Genomic DNA, 15,508 nt, shown 5'->3' with positions numbered 1-15,508 from the left:
TCATGATCGAACACAAAAGAACCAACGACCCGCAAGCGGTGCGCCGCAGGATCGTGGATGCGGCCTACCAGGCCTTTGTCACGCAAGGATACCTCGCGACGGGAATGTCGGAACTGCGCGCGAAGGCCTCCGTATCGGGGGGCGCCATGGCGCACCACTTTCCAGCCAAACGGGAACTTGGATTGGCCGTTATCCGCGACCGCGTCGCCGAGGCGGTGCGGCAGACGTGGATCGAACCGCTGCATGCCTCCAGCGATACGCTTGCAGCAATCGATCAGATCTTCACCGAGATCATCAACGAACTCTCCGAGAACGGTTCCGTCTCCGGCTGCCCGCTGAACAATATGGCGATCGAAGTCTCCAAGCACGATGACGAGATGCAGGAGGCACTGGGTGCGATTTTCGACGCCTGGGAGAAAGCGCTGGCGGCGCGATTCCACGAAGACATCCGCCTGAAACGCGTCGCCGACATTCAACCTAACAGTCTCGCGACCCTCATCATCGCCGCCTATTCCGGCGCTATGGCGATGGCAAAAGCCAGTCAGGACACGCGCCCGCTCGTAAACTGTCAGGCAGAGCTCGCAGCCCTTCTCGCGTCCAAATACGCCTAGGTCGGTCCGACCGATGCGCCCGCTTTCGGTTGGTGGTTCTGACACCCTTTCGGCTTCCAAGCCAAAGGCCTTCATTCGAGATTCTTCGCAAATGTCGCCGGTGTGGGCGACAGGCCACAGCTCTAGATGCTAGAGGTGTTCATCGGGAAGGGGCACTCCAGTAAACAGGAGACTTCTCGATGAGCAGAACAGCCATGAACGCCCTCGGACAACCGCTCCATTACAGCGGAAGTTCGACCGCATGGTTTTCCGCAACCGGATCCGGGTCCACGCTCTACGGAACACCCGGCAACGATTCGATCTGGGGCGACAGTTCCGTCGATGTGACCATGTTCGGCGGCACGGGCGACGACATCTACTACCTCTATTCATCGGCGAACCGGGCCGAAGAGGCAGCCGGCGAAGGGATCGACACGATCGATACCTGGATGAGCTACAGTTTGCCGGAGAACTTCGAAAACCTGACCGTCACCGGTGACGGCCGACACGCCTTCGGCAACGGCGCCGACAACATCATTACCGGTGGCTCCGGCAGCCAGACCATCGATGGACGGGTAGGCAACGACGTGCTGATCGGTTCCGGCGGTGCGGATACCTTCGTGCTCGAGCGCGGCAACGGCAGTGACCTTGTCGCCGATTTCAGTTCCAACGATACCATTCGCCTCGACGGATACGGGATCACTTCGTTCGACGAGTTGCTGGCGAATGCGGCCCAGGAGGGAAACGATCTCCGCCTCCATCTCGACGATGGCGAAAGCCTGGTCCTGGCCGATACCACAGCCGATGAATTGCAAGAAGGCCAGTTCCAGTTGAGCCTGGACCGATCCGGCCTGACGCAGACCTTCTCGGACGATTTCGACACGCTTCAGCTCATCGACGGTGCAAGCGGCGTTTGGGACGCGAAATACTGGTGGGCGCCGGAGGAGGGGGCGACGCTCTCGGAAAACGGTGAGCTGCAATGGTACATCAATCCGGGCTACGGGCCGACCGCATCCGCCAACCCGTTTTCGGTCGAGGATGGTGTTCTAACGATCACCGCAGAACGTGCACCGGAGGCGATCCAGTCCGAGATCGGCGGTTATGACTACACGTCCGGGATGTTGACGACCTATTCGTCCTTTGCCCAGACCTACGGCTACTTCGAGATGCGGGCCGACATGCCGGACGATCAAGGCGCCTGGCCCGCTTTCTGGCTGCTCCCCGCCGACGGTTCCTGGCCGCCGGAGCTTGATGTTGTCGAAATGCGCGGGCAGGACGCCAACACCGTCATCACCACCGCCCATTCCAACGAAAACGGCGAGCACACGATCGTCCGAGACGGCGCGCAAGTCGCCGATACCGAAGGGTTCCATGACTACGGCGTGCTTTGGACGGAAGACGAGATCGTCTGGTACTTCGACGATACGGAGATCGCCCGCGCCGATACCCCAGCGGACATACACGAGCCGATGTATATGCTCGTCAATCTCGCGGTCGGCGGAATGGCCGGTTCGCCCGATGGCGAATTTGACGATGGGGCGGAGATGCAGATCGATTCCATCGAGGCCTATGCGCTCGACGCCGACTGGCTGATCTAGACGGACAAGAGGCGAAGGGAGCCGGCAGCATCCACGCTGCCGGCTCCGGTTGAGCCTATCTGGTAGTGAAGGGGAGCCGCAACGTTCCGCCGTTCCAGCTCCGCAACAGGGCTACTCCGCGATATGCGTGAGCCAATGGCGCGGCTTGTTGTCGGCGAGCTGAGCGACCTTATCGATCTTGTTGCTCATCACCCAGGCCATTGGCTGCTGGTGCAGCGGCAGCATGATGATCTCGTCCTTGACCATCTGCATTGCCTTGGTCTGCAGATCGAGCCGCTTCGTCCGGTCCATTTCCGTCGAGGCCTGGATGATCAGCTTGTCGATCTCAGGATAGCTCCAGCCGCCCCAGTTGAAGACGCCCGCCTTGTCGCTCCTCGTTTCGATCATCTGAAGCAGGATCGAGTAGCTGTCGAGCATCGGCTCGTTCGCCCAGCCGATGATGTAGACGTCCGACAGACCGCCCGTGCGCTTGGGCGCCTGTGCCGCCGTCGGGCCGATGTCGAGCTGCGGCTTGAAGCCGGCGCGGCTCAGCATGTTGACGATGCTCTGGCAAAGCTCCTCTTCGTTGACATAGGCCTCGTTCGTGCAGACGAGCGTGAAGGGGAGATCGCTGGCGCCGGCCTCGGCAAGCAGTTTCTTCGACAATTCGGGATCGTACGGTACGACCTTGTCCAGTGCCTCGACATATCCCGGGATCTCCGGCGCAACGATCGCACCCGCTGTCCTCGACTTGCCGCGCATGACCCGCTTCTGGATGAGCTCTGTGTCGAGCGCATGGGCGACGGCCTGGCGGACACGCAGGTCGTTGAACTTGTTGTCGACGCCGTCGGCCAGTTTCGGCTTGCGGTTGAAGCCCATCATGATGGTGCGAAGGTCCGTGCGCTCCATGACCTTCAGGTCCGGCTGCGCGAGAAGGCGTGGGAGATCCTGCGCCGGCGCATTCTCAGTGAAGTCTATCTCGCCTGACAACAGTGCCGCCACGCGTGTTGCGGCCGAGACGATCGGCGTGAACTCGATGCGATCGATGTTGGATTTCGCCGGGTCCCACCACTCGTCGTTCTTGACGAGAACGGTCTTGCTGTCGGGCGTGCGGCTTTCGAGCTTGAACGGGCCCGTACCGTTGGTGTGATAGGTTGCGTAGCCCTCGATCTTCTTGCCGACATCCGTCGGCTTCAGCGAGTTGTTGTCGGCGAGCCATGTGGCGTCGAAAATGTGGATGTTCGTCAGGTCGTTCAAGAGCAGGGGATAGGGGCCGGTCAGTTCGATATCGACGGTGCGGTCGTCGACCTTCTTCGCAGACTTGTAGGCCGGGAGGTTGCCCCGCAGCGGTGATGCCGGATCGCTAACCCGCGTCAGCGAGGCGATCACGTCATCGGCCGTGAAATCGGCGCCATTGTGGAACTTGACGCCCTCGCGCAGATGGAACCGCCAGACGGTGTCCGATACCGTCTCCCAGGAAGTCGCCAGGGCCGGCTCGATCTTCAGGTCGGCGTCAAAGCGCACGAGCCCCTCATAGACGTGATTGAGGAAGGACAGCGTGTAGCTGTCGCCATAGGAATAGGGGTCGAGCGAGTAGATATCGCGCGAAGAGCCCCATTTGAGCGTCTCCGCGTGAGCCGCCGCGGAAAGCGCCGTCGACATGGCGGCTGCGAGGATCAGTTTCTTGAGCATTCTGCTGTTCTCCTTTGTTGAGGTCACCGGTCCCCTTGAGCGGGAACCTTCTTTTTAAGAGGCAAGAACGGCGCACAGGCCGTCCGTCTCGCCGCCCGATGGGGGCGGCCAGTGGCATGAGCTATTGCTGGCGCGGGCATGACCTTCTCGGTCGTGTCGATCACCGCAAAGACCTTTGAGGGCCTATGCGGGGATCTTGATCAACTGGCGTTCTTGTATGGCGATGCGCCCAAGCGAAAGCCTCCTGGCAATGCTTGAAGCGCCAGATCCTGTTGTCGATAGCGGTCGTTCGATGGCCAACGCCAGGGCATCAACTCGAACAGGGACACATCTCTGCGCCGCTTATGGATGCGGTTCAGAAACCCAATGTTCTGTGTTGGATGCTGGATGACGAGCGAATGAGGAGATGTCAGGCGTGCCGGCCCGGCGGTGCAGGCGGGTATGTTTGGTATCGCGAAAAGACGTGCGAGTACGCTGTCTTCTGAAGCCCTTGCATCAACCTGCTCCTCCCTAGCTCGTTGCTGCTAGGCGGCACCATCGCACGCCAAAAGTATTTGTCAACGTCTTTGTCGACAATATTGAATACGATTATGGCGACAATCTAAACTGCAAACTGACCAGCCCGCTACGCTCGGCTCAACAGGGAAAGCCACGAACGGTCAACTTGTCACTTTGCGATGAAGGTCTGCTCGCTGCCGCCGCAAAGACTGTCGATGCGGGCGCGAACGCGGGCGACGCCCTCGGCAATGCTCGTGCTTGGAATTGAAGAATATCCCATCCGGAAGTAGCGGCAGGGCTGATCGCTTCTTGGGAAGAAGGGCGAGCCGGATTCGACCAGCACGCCGTCCTGCCGCAATGCGCTGACCAGCCGGTCGGCGTCGAGCCCTGCCGGTCCCTCCATCCAGAAGGACGTGCCGCCGAAGGTCGAGGAGCCGGCGACTTTCAGGTTCGCCCTGCGCAGGGACTCGGCCATGATCACATGGCGCTTATGATACTCGGTCCGCATGCGGTGGAGCACGGCGTCATAATGGCCGAGCGCCAGGAAATAAGCCGCGGTGCGCTGAAGATGCCCGGGCGGATGACGCAGCATCAGCGAACGAAGAGCGCGCGCCTCGCGAATGAAGGGAGCAGGTGCCACGAGGTAGCCGAGCCGAAGCCCGGGAAACAGCGACTTCGAGAAGCTGCCGATGTAGAGCACCCGACCCGACGGATCGAGCGCCTTCAGCGCCGGCGAGGGCGGGGCGAGGTAGCTGATCTCGAATTCGTAGTCGTCCTCGACGATGACAAAATCCCGTTCTTCCGCGGCCTGCAGCAGCTGCGTTCGTCGGTCGACCGGCATGGTCGCGCCGGTCGGCGAATGGTGGCTCGGGGTTACGAAGACGGCATCGACTTTTTCCGGCAGGGTATCCGGAGACAGGCCCTCGCCATCAACATCGACGGTCGTGACATCCGCACCGCTCAACAGCAACGAAGCGCTGATATCGGGATGGCAAGGGTTTTCGCAGACGGCGGCGGAGCCCTTTTCCAGGATCAATCGAGTCACGATCCAGAGCGCATTCTGCGCGCCGACGGTAACGAGGATTTCGTCCGGCGTGGCGTGGATGCCGCGGCGCGGCAGCGTGCGCGAGCAGATATAGTTCACCAGCCGCACGTCGTCGGCCGCAGCAAAGTCGCTCGCCATCAGCACGAAGTCCTCGCGCGCCAGAGCCCGGCGGGCGCAGTCGCGCCAGGCATTGAGATCGAACAGCGTCGGATCCATCTGGCCGTAGAGGAAGGGGAACGGGTAGCGCCGCCAGTCAAGCGGCTTGGCAACCTGGCGCACGACGCCGAAGCTCATCTTGATCTTACGGCTCCAGTCGACCGGATTGGAGCCGGCGGATGGGCGCTCCCCCTCCACATCCATGCCCGGCGGATTGCCGGAGATGCGATAGGAACTGCGGTTGACCGCCTCGACGTAACCCTGGTTGATCAGTTCCTGATAGGCGAGCGTCACCGTGATGCGCGAGATCCGCAGATAATCGGCGAGCTTGCGGCTCGACGGCAGGTGCGCGCGCGGCTGCACCCGTCCGGCGAGCACGGCCGAAACGACCGTCTCGCGCAACTGCGCCTGCAGGCCGATACCGCTCTCATGGTCGATGAAAAAAATGGTTTCTGAAACGTTCATCTGCACGGCGCCTGCTCCCCTTGGCGACGTTAAACTGGATCTATTCAACTTCCAGACTGGATATAACGCAAGCCGGATCTCGGCCTTATCGTCATCAACAAGACCGGAGAAACGGTCAGCGAATAAACAAAAGGGAATAAACAAAGAGGAGGAAGACGAATGCTACATGGACATTTCAGACGACTGGCCGCGGCGGCCAGTATAGTCGCGAGCCTCGCCGCATCCGGCGTCGCTTATGCCGAAACGAAACTCGTCGTCGGCTACCAGCAGATCGTCGGCCCGTTCGTGGCCGCCATCGCCGATGGCCGCTTCGACGCAGCCGCCAAGGAAGCCGGTTACGCGATCGACTGGCGCCAGTTCAGCTCGGCCGGAGACATCACCACGGCGCTGGCATCCGGCGACGTGCCGATCGGCGTTCTCGGCTCGACCGGCACGGCATCTGCCGCGACACGCGGCGTCGAGCTGCAGCTCTTCTGGATCCTCGACAATATCGGCCAGTCGGAAGCGCTGGTCGCCCGCGACGGTTCCGGCATCGAGACGCCGGCCGATCTCAAAGGCAAGAAAGTCGCGGTGCCTTTCGTCTCGACCTCGCATTTCCACCTGCTTGTCGGCATGAACAAGGTCTGGAACGTCGATCCGCGCGAGGTGGAAATCCTGAACCTCAAGCCACCGCAGATCGTTGCCGCCTGGCAGCGTGGCGATATCGACGCCGCCTATGTCTGGCCGCCGGCGCTCTCGGAAATCCAGAAGACCGGCAAGACGATTTCCGACTCTGAAGTAATCGGCGCTGCGAGCGTCCCGACCTTCGACGGGCTGGTGGTGGACAAGGCCTGGGCCGCGGAAAACCCGAAACTCATGGAAGCCTTCACCAAGGTTCTGGCCGATGCCTATGCCGACTACAACGCCAACAAGGCGGCATGGACCGAGGAATCGCCTCAGGTCGAAGGCATCGTCAAGCTGATCGGCGGCGATGGTCCGAGCACGGTCGAAGCTCTACGCCTGCTTTCGTTCCCGAATGCGGATGAGCAAGCCTCCGAGGTCTGGCTCGGCGGCGGCGCCACGCGTGCGCTGACCGAAAGCGCCAAATTCCTCGTCGAGCAGAAGCAGATCAGCCAGTCGCTCGACGACTATGCGCCTTACGTGAACGCCGACTTTGCCAAGGCGGCCGCACAATAGGCTAAGCTGCCGATTGCGCCGTCCGTTGAGGAGCGGCCGGCGCACCATCATAGACCGTGACCGAGGTGCAGGGAGGCATTTCTCATGGAAACATTGAGCGTCAGAAACATCAGTCTGACCTATCCGGGCCTCTACTCGGACCAGGCGATCATCGCCCTGAAAGGCGTCAATCTTACCATCAACAGCGGAGACTTCGTCGTCGCCCTCGGGGCCTCGGGCTGCGGCAAGACAACCTTGCTCAACCTGATGGCGGGCTTCATGGCCCCCTCGGAAGGCGACATCACCCTTGGCAACCACCAGGTGAACGGTCCCGGCGCCGAGCGCGGCGTCGTCTTCCAGAAGCACGCGCTTCTGCCGTGGCTGAACGTCATCGAGAACACCGAGTTCGGCCTCAAGCTGCGCGGCGTCGACAAGGCGACCCGGCGGGAGCTGGCCACCAAGAACCTTGCGCTTGTCGGCCTGCAGGATTTCCACCGCCACATGATCTATCACCTGTCAGGCGGCATGCAGCAGCGCGTCGGCATTGCACGCGCACTGACCTGCGATCCCGCCATGCTGCTGATGGACGAGCCGATGGCGGCACTCGACGCACTGACGCGCGAGACCATCCAGGAGCTGCTTTTGAAGGTCTGGCAGCTCACCAACAAGATGTTCTTCTTCATCACCCACAGCGTCGAGGAAGCGCTGTTCCTCGGCTCCCGGCTGATCGTGATGTCGCCGCGTCCGGGCCGCATCACCCACACCTACGAACTCAACTTCAACAAGCGCTTCCTCGCCGAGGGCAATGCCCGCGCGATCAAGTCCAGCCCGGAATTCATCCGCATGCGCGAGGAGGTGCTCGGCATCATCTATGGCGACGAACGTGCGTCCGGCAACCCGGAGATGGCCCATGCTTGACAGAGTGACACGCGCCAAGCCCGTAAAGGCCGGCAAGATCTTCGGGGCTCCGGGTGACGGCAGCAGCGGCCTCATCAGTCTTTCGACGACCATCGTGATCGTCGCCCTCTGGTTCCTCGTGACCGAAGGCGGCTGGGTCAAGCCGCTCTTCCTGCCGTCGCCGCTGGCGGTCTGGGGCAAGTTCATGCTGGCGATGACCGACGGCGTCTCGAACTCGACGCTGTCGCAGCATACGCTCGCCAGTATCGGCCGTGTCTTCGGCGCCTTCCTGCTGGCGCTGCTGACGGCCGTGCCGATCGGCGTGCTGATGGGCGTCAACCGTTTCGTGCGTGGCCTCTTCGATCCGATCATCGAATTCTACCGGCCGCTGCCGCCGCTCGCCTACCTGCCGCTCGTCATCATCTGGCTCGGCATCGGCGAGTTCCCGAAGGTGTTCCTGATCTATCTGGCGATCTTCGCGCCGATGGCGATTGCCGCAAGGGCAGGGGTGCGTTCAGTCTCCACCGAGCAGATCCACGCGGCCTATGCGATGGGCGCCACCCGCGGACAGGTCATCAGCCAGGTGATCATGAAGGCGGCCCTGCCGGAGATCTTCACCGGCATGCGCATCGGCATCGGCGTCGGCTGGACGACCCTGGTGGCTGCGGAAATGGTGGCGGCCAACCGAGGCCTCGGCTTCATGGTTCTGAATGCCGCTGAAAACCTCGAAAGCGATACGGTGATCATGGGCATCTTCATCATCGGCATCTTCGCCTTCGCCTTCGATCTTTTGATCCGCTACCTCGAAAAGGCGCTGATCCCCTGGAAGGGCCGCCTCTAACCGGCGACCACCTCCGACACTTCAACTGAATGCGGCCTGGCGGCCTTTTGAAGACGGTCTTTCCCGTCTCCGGCGAAGCCATGCCTGACGACCAAGCCAAAGGACAGGACCATGACACTGATGGCAACCGATCTCAAAACCTTGTTCGATGCCTTCAACCGGCATGACATCGATGGGGTCATGCACTTCTTTTCCGAGGATTGCGTGTTCAACGCGGTTGGCGGTCCCGAGGTCTACGGCAACCGTTTCGTCGGTGCGGGTCCGATCGCCGATGCCTTCAGCGGCGTCTGGAAATCGATGCCGGATGCCGAATGGGCCAACCACAGCCACTTCGTGGACGGTGACCGCGGCGTTTCCGAGTGGACGTTTTCCGGCACGGCTGCCGACGGCAGCCGCATCGAGGCCGAAGGCTGCGACCTCTTCACCTTCCGCAACGGCAAGATCGTGCGCAAGCAGGCGTTCCGCAAGAACCGCCCGGTCCTGCAGCCCCGCTACTGACGGCCTGGAGCGAAAGCCATGCAACTGCGCGCCACCCCCTTGAAGCCTGCCAAAGAGCCGTTTGATCCGGCCTATGACCCCAACCATGCCCGCAGCCCCGGCACGGGAAAGGACTATGCGCCGACCTACTGGATCGGCACGGCCGGTCCGGAACCGGAGGACGACGGTCCGGTCACGGGCGATATCGATGTCGACGTCGCGATCATCGGTTCCGGCTATACCGGCCTCTCCTGCGCCATCCATCTGGCGCGCGAACACGGCATCAGGGCAACGGTGCTCGAGGCCAATGGTGTCGCCTGGGGCTGCAGCACCCGCAACGGCGGGCAGGCGCAAATTTCCGCCGGCCGGCTGAAGCGCTCGCAATGGATCGCCCGCTGGGGCGTGGACGTTGCCCGCAAGATGCACGCGGAGATCGCTGAGGGCTTCGACCTCTTCCGCTCTCTCGTCCGCGAGCCGGAGATCGACTGCGACCCGCAGGATGGCGGCCACCTCTATATCGCCCATCGCGACAAGATGCTGCCGGCTTTGCAAAGCGAGGTCCGCGTCCTCAACGATACCTTCGGCTATCGCGCCCGGATGGTTTCGCGCGACGAGATCCACCGCGACTTCGTCCGCGACGAAGAAGCGCGCGGCGCCATGTACGAGCCCGATGGCATGGGTATCCATGCGGCAAAGCTCGCCTTCGGCTACCTCAAGCTTGCCCGCAAGCTGGGCGCCAAGGTCCATACGTCGAGCCCGGTGCTTGACTGCACCGCCAAGGGCGGCGTGCACTACCTCACGACGCCTGGTGGAACGGTGCGAGCGCGTGCCGTCTGCATTGCGACGGCCGGCTACACGTCACCAGGGATGAATGCGCTCACCCGTCACCGGCTGATGCCGATCCTGTCGAACTCCATCGTCACCCGGCCCTTGAGCGAAAGCGAACAGCAGGCGCTGAACTTCAAGACGCGCATCCCGCTCACCGATACGCGCACACTCCGCCACTACTATCGCATGCTGCCTGACGGACGCGTGCAGATCGGCAGCCGCAGCGCCATTACCGGACGCGACGCGAGCAACCCGAAGCACCTCGAACTGCTGCTCGCCGGTCTCTACCGCAAGTTCCCGGCGCTTCGCGGCATCGACATCGACTACTCCTGGTGGGGTTGGGTGGATGTCAGTCACGACATGATGCCGCGCATCTTCCAGCCGGACCCGAGCCAGCGGCTGTTCTACGCCATGGGCTATGGCGGCAACGGCGTCATGTATTCCGCCCAGGCCGGCCGTCGCATGGCCCAGATGGTCGCCGGCAAGGGCGGCGGCCTCGACCTTCCCATCTTCACTTCGCCCCTGCCGGGCCACGGGCTTCTGACGCCGTTCCGACGGCTTGGCCAATGGGGAATGTACCGCTGGTACTACCTCCGCGACGAGATCCTCTAACACTTTGAAATAATACCAGGAAAGGAACCACCCCATGAAAATGACCACCGAGGAAGCCTTCGTCAAAGTTCTTCAGATGCATGGCCTCGAACACGCCTTCGGCATCATCGGCTCGGCCATGATGCCGGTGTCGGACCTGTTCCCGAAGGCCGGCATCAAGTTCTGGGACTGCGCCCATGAGACCAATGCCGGCATGATGGCCGATGGCTTCAGCCGTGCGACCGGCACGATGTCGGTCGCAATCGGCCAGAACGGCCCTGGCGTCACCGGCTTCATCACCGCCATCAAGACCGCCTACTGGAACCACACGCCGCTTCTGATGGTCACGCCCCAGGCGGCCAACAAGACGATCGGGCAGGGCGGTTTCCAGGAAGTCGACCAGATGGCGATGTTCGAGGAAATGGTCTGCTACCAGGAAGAAGTGCGCGATCCCTCGCGTATCCCCGAGGTCCTGAACCGGGTCATCGAAAAGGCCTGGCGCGGTTGTGCTCCGGCGCAGATCAACATCCCGCGCGACTACTGGACCCAGGTAATCGACGTCGACCTGCCGGCGATCGTTCGCTTCGAGCGTCCGGCGGGTGGCCCGCAGGCGATCGCCGAAGCCGCCAAGCTTTTGTCGGAAGCGAAGTTCCCGGTCATTCTCAACGGCGCCGGCGTCGTTATCGGCAATGCCATCTCCGATAGCATGAAGCTTGCCGAGCGTCTCGACGCCCCGGTCTGCTGCGGTTACCAGCACAACGACGCCTTCCCCGGCAGCCATCGCCTCTCGGTCGGCCCGCTCGGCTATAACGGCTCTAAGGCGGCGATGGAGTTGATCTCCAAGGCCGATGTCGTTCTCGCTCTCGGCACGCGGCTCAATCCGTTCTCGACGCTTCCGGGCTACGGCATCGACTACTGGCCGAAGAACGCCTCGATCATCCAGGTCGACATCAACGCCGACCGGATCGGCCTGACCAAGAAGGTGTCGGTCGGCATCTGCGGCGATGCCAAGCAGGTCGCCCGCCAGATCCTCGAGCTGCTCTCGCCAACGGCAGGCGACACCGGCCGCGAAGAGCGCAAGGCTGCAATCCACCAGACCCGCTCGGCCTGGCAGCAGCAGCTCTCCTCGATGGACCACGAGGACGACGATCCGGGCACGGAATGGAACGAAAGCGCGCGTTCGCGCGAGCCGAACCGGATGTCGCCACGTCAGGCCTGGCGGGCAATCCAGGCGGCTCTGCCGAAGGAAGCGATCATCTCGACCGACATCGGCAACAACTGCGCGATCGGCAACGCCTATCCGACCTTCGAAGCCGGCCGAAAATATCTGGCGCCGGGCATGTTCGGCCCCTGCGGCTACGGCTTCCCGTCGATCGTCGGCGCCAAGATCGGTTGCCCTGACGTGCCGGTCGTCGGCTTTGCCGGTGACGGTGCCTTCGGTATCTCCATGAACGAAATGGGCTCGATCGGCCGCGAGGGTTGGCCGGCGATCACCATGGTGATCTTCCGCAACTACCAATGGGGTGCGGAGAAGCGCAACACGACGCTGTGGTACGCCAACAACTTTGTCGGCACGGAACTCAACCCCAACCTCTCCTACGCGAAGGTGGCTGAGGGCTGCGGCCTGAAGGGCGTTGCCGTCAACACGACCGCGGCCCTGACCGAAGCGCTGTCCAATGCGATCGCCGACCAGAAGAAGGGCGTGACGACCTTCATCGAAGTCATCCTCAACCAGGAGCTCGGAGAACCTTTCCGCCGTGACGCCATGAAGAAGCCCGTGCCGGTCGCCGGCATCGACCGCGCCGACATGCGTCCGCAGAAGCGGGCCTGATCCCCGCTCTACCTAAAGCCTCGTCCGGTGCACCCGGGCGGGGCGAAGCTTCCCGCAGATGACCGGAACAGAACCATGACCTTCGTCGCCTCCGTCCACGAACGCTTCCGAAGCGTACCCTCCGGCTTTGCGGCCTACTGGCCGGGCTTTGCCGTCACTGCGGCCGTCGCCGTCGCCGCGCAGTTCCTCTCCGACCACTACGGCGCGCCGGCCATGCTGATGGCGCTGCTGCTCGGCATCGCCTTTCATTTCCTGTCCGAAGAAGGGCGTTGCGTCGCCGGGATCGATTTCTGCGCCAAAAAGGTGCTGCGCATCGGCGTGGCGCTGCTCGGCATGCGCATCAGCGTCGACCTCCTGATCGGGCTCGGGGCGAGCACGATCCTGCTGCTCATCTCGGCCATCGCCGCGACCATCGGCTTCGGACTGCTTGCCGCAAAACTGCTCGGTCGCGGCTGGCGGCTTGCGCTTATCACCAGCGGTTCGGTCGCGATCTGCGGTGCGTCGGCGGCCATGGCGATCGCAGCCGTGCTGCCGAAGAACGAGTTTTCCGAACGCAACCTGATCTTCACCGTGCTTTCCGTCACGGTGCTCTCCACCCTTGCGATGATCGCCTATCCGATCATCGCGCAGACCATGGGGCTCGACGCGCGCGCGACCGGGATCTTCTTCGGCGGCACCATCCATGATGTCGCCCAGGTCGTCGGCGCCGGCTTTTCCGTGTCGCCGGAGGCGGGTGAGACCGCGACGCTCGTCAAGCTGATCCGTGTCACCATGCTGGCGCCCGTCGTGCTCATCTTCTCGCTGTCGCTGCGCAAGGTGCCGCAGCCCGAGGGCGAGACCGGCAAGCGCCCGCCGCTTCTGCCGGGCTTCGTCGTCGCCTTCCTGATCTTTGCGGCGCTCAACTCTTTCGGTTTCGTGCCCGAACTTGTCGCCAAGGCCGGCATGGAAACCTCGCGCTGGGCGCTGCTTGCCGGCATCGTCGCCGTCGGCATGCGCACCTCGCTTCGCCGTGTTCTCGACGTTGGCGGCGACGCGGTCGCGCTCATCGTCGCCGAAACCGTCTTCATCGCCCTCTTCATCCTCGTCGGCATTCACTATCTGGGGCACGCCTGATGAAACCGCTCGACCGCATACTCGAGGCTGCAAAAGCCGCGCCGCGCCATATCGTGCTCGCCGAGGGCGAAGACCCGCGTATTGTCGAAGGCGCCTTGCGTGCGTCGCGCGACGGTATCGCCGCGATCACGCTGGTCGGCGACAGAAAGGTCGTCGCGGCGCAACTGCACGCCGCCGGCGGCAGCCCAGACGAAATTCGCATCGAGGATCCGGCTTCGTCTGCGCTGACTGAGCATCTTGCCATTGCCTACCACGACCTCCGGCGTGGCAAGGGTGTCGATGAAGCCGCAGCCGCCGCAGCCGTTCGCTCGCCGCTCGTCTTTGCCGCGATGATGGTGCGCGAGGATCACGCAGACGGAACGGTCGGCGGTGCGGTCGCCACCACCGCCGACACGGTGCGCGCCGCACTCCAGACCATCGGCCGGGCACCGGAAGTCGGCCTAGTGTCGAGCTTCTTCCTAATGATGCTCTGCGCGCCGCACCACGAAAAAAAGGGTGCCTTCGTCTTCGCCGATTGCGGGCTGGTTGTGGATCCTGATGCCACCGGCCTTGCCGATATCGCCGTGACCTCGGCGCGCTCCTACGAGGCGCTCTCCGGCAAGCCGGCGAAGGTGGCGATGCTCTCCTTCTCGACGGCCGGCAGCGCTGCGCATGAGCGCGTCTCAAAGGTGGTGGAGGCGACGCGGCTCGCCCATGCCTCGGCACCAGGGCTGGTGATCGACGGGGAATTGCAGTTCGACACCGCCTTCGTCGAGGCCGTCAGCGCGGCAAAGGCGCCGCAATCGGCGCTGCATGGCGAGGCCAATGTCTTCGTCTTCCCCAACCTCGATGCGGCAAACATCGGCTACAAGATCGCCCAGCGCATCGGCGGCGCGACCGCCATCGGCCCGATCCTGCAGGGGCTTGCCAAGCCCGCCAACGATCTCTCGCGCGGCTGCAACGCCGACGACGTCTTCCACATGATCGCCGTCACCGTCGTTCAGGCCGGCCGAGGGCGGTGAGTCCGGTGGCGTGCTTCAAGTGCACCCGGATGGAATGCCATCGCGGTGCGCTTCACCAAGGAGCAACGCGCCTTCGACACCCGGAGCAAAGTCCGGTTGCCGCGCAGGCTGCCGGTCACGGCGCCATGATGAAGGGCCGGCACGTCTCCGACGGCAGGCCATAAAGCAGCAGTTTTCGGAACGCAGCGTCGACTTCGCGGGGAGGCATTTCCGGTCGCTCTTCCAGCCACCAGCGCAAAACGGCGTTGAACGTGGAGACCATGTGGCGGATCACGAGGTCGCGGGGAAGAGCGGCATGCATCGTGCCAGGAAGCGACTGGCGGAGGACGTCCGCAAGCACATCATCGACCGCATCGCGCACGATGCCGCCCCCGCGTCCGCCGGCAAGTGCGACCTGGATGTCGGCGTGTTCGGCGACATGCTCGAACAATGCGCGGCTGGGATCCCATGCTTCTTCATGGCGTGCCGACGAGATCGCCTTGTCCTTTGCAGTCACCAGCAGATCGCGAAGACGCTCCAGACTGCGTTTCAAAAGGTCGTCTTTCGACGTGAAGTGCGCATAGAACGTCGATCGTCCGATGTTCGCCTCGGTCAGGATGTCTTCGACGGTGATCAGCTCGTAGTGCTTGCGGCGTATCAAGGCGAGAAGCGCTTCATAAAGCGCCGTGCGCGTTCGGGCCACGCGTCGATCGATCGCCAAGTTTGCTCTCCTTTTTCCGGACGAGCGCGCGCTCCAGTCCAATTCGGTACA

13 protein-coding genes are annotated in these 15,508 nt (G+C 62.9%); 10 read left to right on the top strand and 3 right to left on the bottom strand.

From position 1 onward, the window contains the following. The first annotated feature begins 2 nt into the window (after positions 1-2). A complete protein-coding gene (locus OKW20_RS29210) occupies positions 3-611 on the top strand; it encodes a TetR/AcrR family transcriptional regulator (RefSeq protein WP_429177992.1) in 609 nt (202 codons plus the stop codon). Between the two features lie 179 nt (positions 612-790). Then, positions 791-2,188 carry a family 16 glycosylhydrolase gene (locus OKW20_RS29205; protein ID WP_429177852.1) on the top strand — a complete coding sequence of 466 codons (1,398 nt, stop codon included), beginning with the start codon at positions 791-793 and terminating at the stop codon, positions 2,186-2,188. A 111-nt stretch (positions 2,189-2,299) separates the two neighbouring features. On the opposite strand, the gene OKW20_RS29200 is transcribed toward OKW20_RS29205, so the two are convergent. Continuing rightward, positions 2,300-3,859 carry an ABC transporter substrate-binding protein gene (locus OKW20_RS29200; RefSeq protein WP_043621161.1) on the bottom strand — a complete coding sequence of 520 codons (1,560 nt, stop codon included), beginning with the start codon at positions 3,857-3,859 and terminating at the stop codon, positions 2,300-2,302. Positions 3,860-4,526: 667 nt separating this feature from the next. Next, positions 4,527-6,023 (bottom strand): PLP-dependent aminotransferase family protein, encoded by a 1,497-nt coding sequence (locus OKW20_RS29195; protein WP_429177849.1) that lies wholly within the window; start codon positions 6,021-6,023, stop codon positions 4,527-4,529. A gap of 159 nt (positions 6,024-6,182) precedes the next feature. Here OKW20_RS29195 and tauA point away from each other — a divergent pair, with 159 nt between their 5' ends. The 8 genes from tauA (at position 6,183) to pta (ending at position 14,757) form a co-directional block, all read left to right on the top strand. Then, positions 6,183-7,199, top strand: coding sequence for a taurine ABC transporter substrate-binding protein (gene tauA / locus OKW20_RS29190; protein WP_043615160.1), 1,017 nt, complete (start codon positions 6,183-6,185; stop codon positions 7,197-7,199). Between the two features lie 84 nt (positions 7,200-7,283). Continuing rightward, entirely contained in the window at positions 7,284-8,096 is an 813-nt protein-coding gene (locus OKW20_RS29185) for a taurine ABC transporter ATP-binding protein (RefSeq protein ID WP_429177847.1), read from the top strand. Beyond that, positions 8,089-8,916, top strand: a complete 828-nt coding sequence (locus OKW20_RS29180) for an ABC transporter permease subunit (protein WP_429177845.1) — start codon at positions 8,089-8,091, stop codon at positions 8,914-8,916. The genes OKW20_RS29185 and OKW20_RS29180 overlap by 8 nt, the downstream gene beginning before the upstream one ends. 117 nt (positions 8,917-9,033) lie before the next feature. Further along, positions 9,034-9,414 (top strand): nuclear transport factor 2 family protein, encoded by a 381-nt coding sequence (locus OKW20_RS29175; RefSeq protein ID WP_429177988.1) that lies wholly within the window; start codon positions 9,034-9,036, stop codon positions 9,412-9,414. A gap of 18 nt (positions 9,415-9,432) precedes the next feature. After that, on the top strand, positions 9,433-10,833 hold the full coding sequence (locus OKW20_RS29170; RefSeq protein ID WP_429177843.1) for an NAD(P)/FAD-dependent oxidoreductase: 1,401 nt from the start codon (positions 9,433-9,435) through the stop codon (positions 10,831-10,833). A gap of 34 nt (positions 10,834-10,867) precedes the next feature. Further along, on the top strand, positions 10,868-12,643 hold the full coding sequence (gene xsc, locus OKW20_RS29165) for a sulfoacetaldehyde acetyltransferase (protein WP_429177841.1): 1,776 nt from the start codon (positions 10,868-10,870) through the stop codon (positions 12,641-12,643). Between the two features lie 75 nt (positions 12,644-12,718). Further along, on the top strand, positions 12,719-13,756 hold the full coding sequence (locus OKW20_RS29160) for a YeiH family protein (RefSeq protein WP_429177839.1): 1,038 nt from the start codon (positions 12,719-12,721) through the stop codon (positions 13,754-13,756). Beyond that, positions 13,756-14,757, top strand: a complete 1,002-nt coding sequence (pta, locus tag OKW20_RS29155; RefSeq protein ID WP_429177837.1) for a phosphate acetyltransferase — start codon at positions 13,756-13,758, stop codon at positions 14,755-14,757. Before OKW20_RS29160 ends, pta begins: the two co-directional genes overlap by 1 nt. A gap of 115 nt (positions 14,758-14,872) precedes the next feature. Here the strand turns inward: pta and OKW20_RS29150 are convergent, their stop codons facing one another. Beyond that, the gene (locus OKW20_RS29150) at positions 14,873-15,457 is read right to left on the bottom strand and encodes a TetR/AcrR family transcriptional regulator (protein ID WP_429177835.1); all 585 of its coding nucleotides are present in this window, start codon (positions 15,455-15,457) and stop codon (positions 14,873-14,875) included. Between the last annotated feature and the right edge of the window lie 51 nt (positions 15,458-15,508).

Source organism: Ensifer sp. LBL (assembly GCF_050435225.1).
Taxonomy (GTDB): domain Bacteria; phylum Pseudomonadota; class Alphaproteobacteria; order Rhizobiales; family Rhizobiaceae; genus Ensifer.
This window is presented reverse-complemented; position numbering and strand designations above follow the sequence as displayed.

Coding starts and splice junctions, on each gene's coding strand:
- OKW20_RS29180 (WP_429177845.1), top strand. CDS start 8,089: ATGCTTGACAGAGTGACACGCGCCAAGCCCGTAAAGGCCGGCAAGATC.
- OKW20_RS29185 (WP_429177847.1), top strand. CDS start 7,284: ATGGAAACATTGAGCGTCAGAAACATCAGTCTGACCTATCCGGGCCTC.
- OKW20_RS29205 (WP_429177852.1), top strand. CDS start 791: ATGAGCAGAACAGCCATGAACGCCCTCGGACAACCGCTCCATTACAGC.
- OKW20_RS29210 (WP_429177992.1), top strand. CDS start 3: ATGATCGAACACAAAAGAACCAACGACCCGCAAGCGGTGCGCCGCAGG.
- OKW20_RS29200 (WP_043621161.1), bottom strand. CDS start 3,859: ATGCTCAAGAAACTGATCCTCGCAGCCGCCATGTCGACGGCGCTTTCC.
- xsc (WP_429177841.1), top strand. CDS start 10,868: ATGAAAATGACCACCGAGGAAGCCTTCGTCAAAGTTCTTCAGATGCAT.
- OKW20_RS29160 (WP_429177839.1), top strand. CDS start 12,719: ATGACCTTCGTCGCCTCCGTCCACGAACGCTTCCGAAGCGTACCCTCC.
- OKW20_RS29170 (WP_429177843.1), top strand. CDS start 9,433: ATGCAACTGCGCGCCACCCCCTTGAAGCCTGCCAAAGAGCCGTTTGAT.
- pta (WP_429177837.1), top strand. CDS start 13,756: ATGAAACCGCTCGACCGCATACTCGAGGCTGCAAAAGCCGCGCCGCGC.
- OKW20_RS29195 (WP_429177849.1), bottom strand. CDS start 6,023: ATGAACGTTTCAGAAACCATTTTTTTCATCGACCATGAGAGCGGTATC.
- tauA (WP_043615160.1), top strand. CDS start 6,183: ATGCTACATGGACATTTCAGACGACTGGCCGCGGCGGCCAGTATAGTC.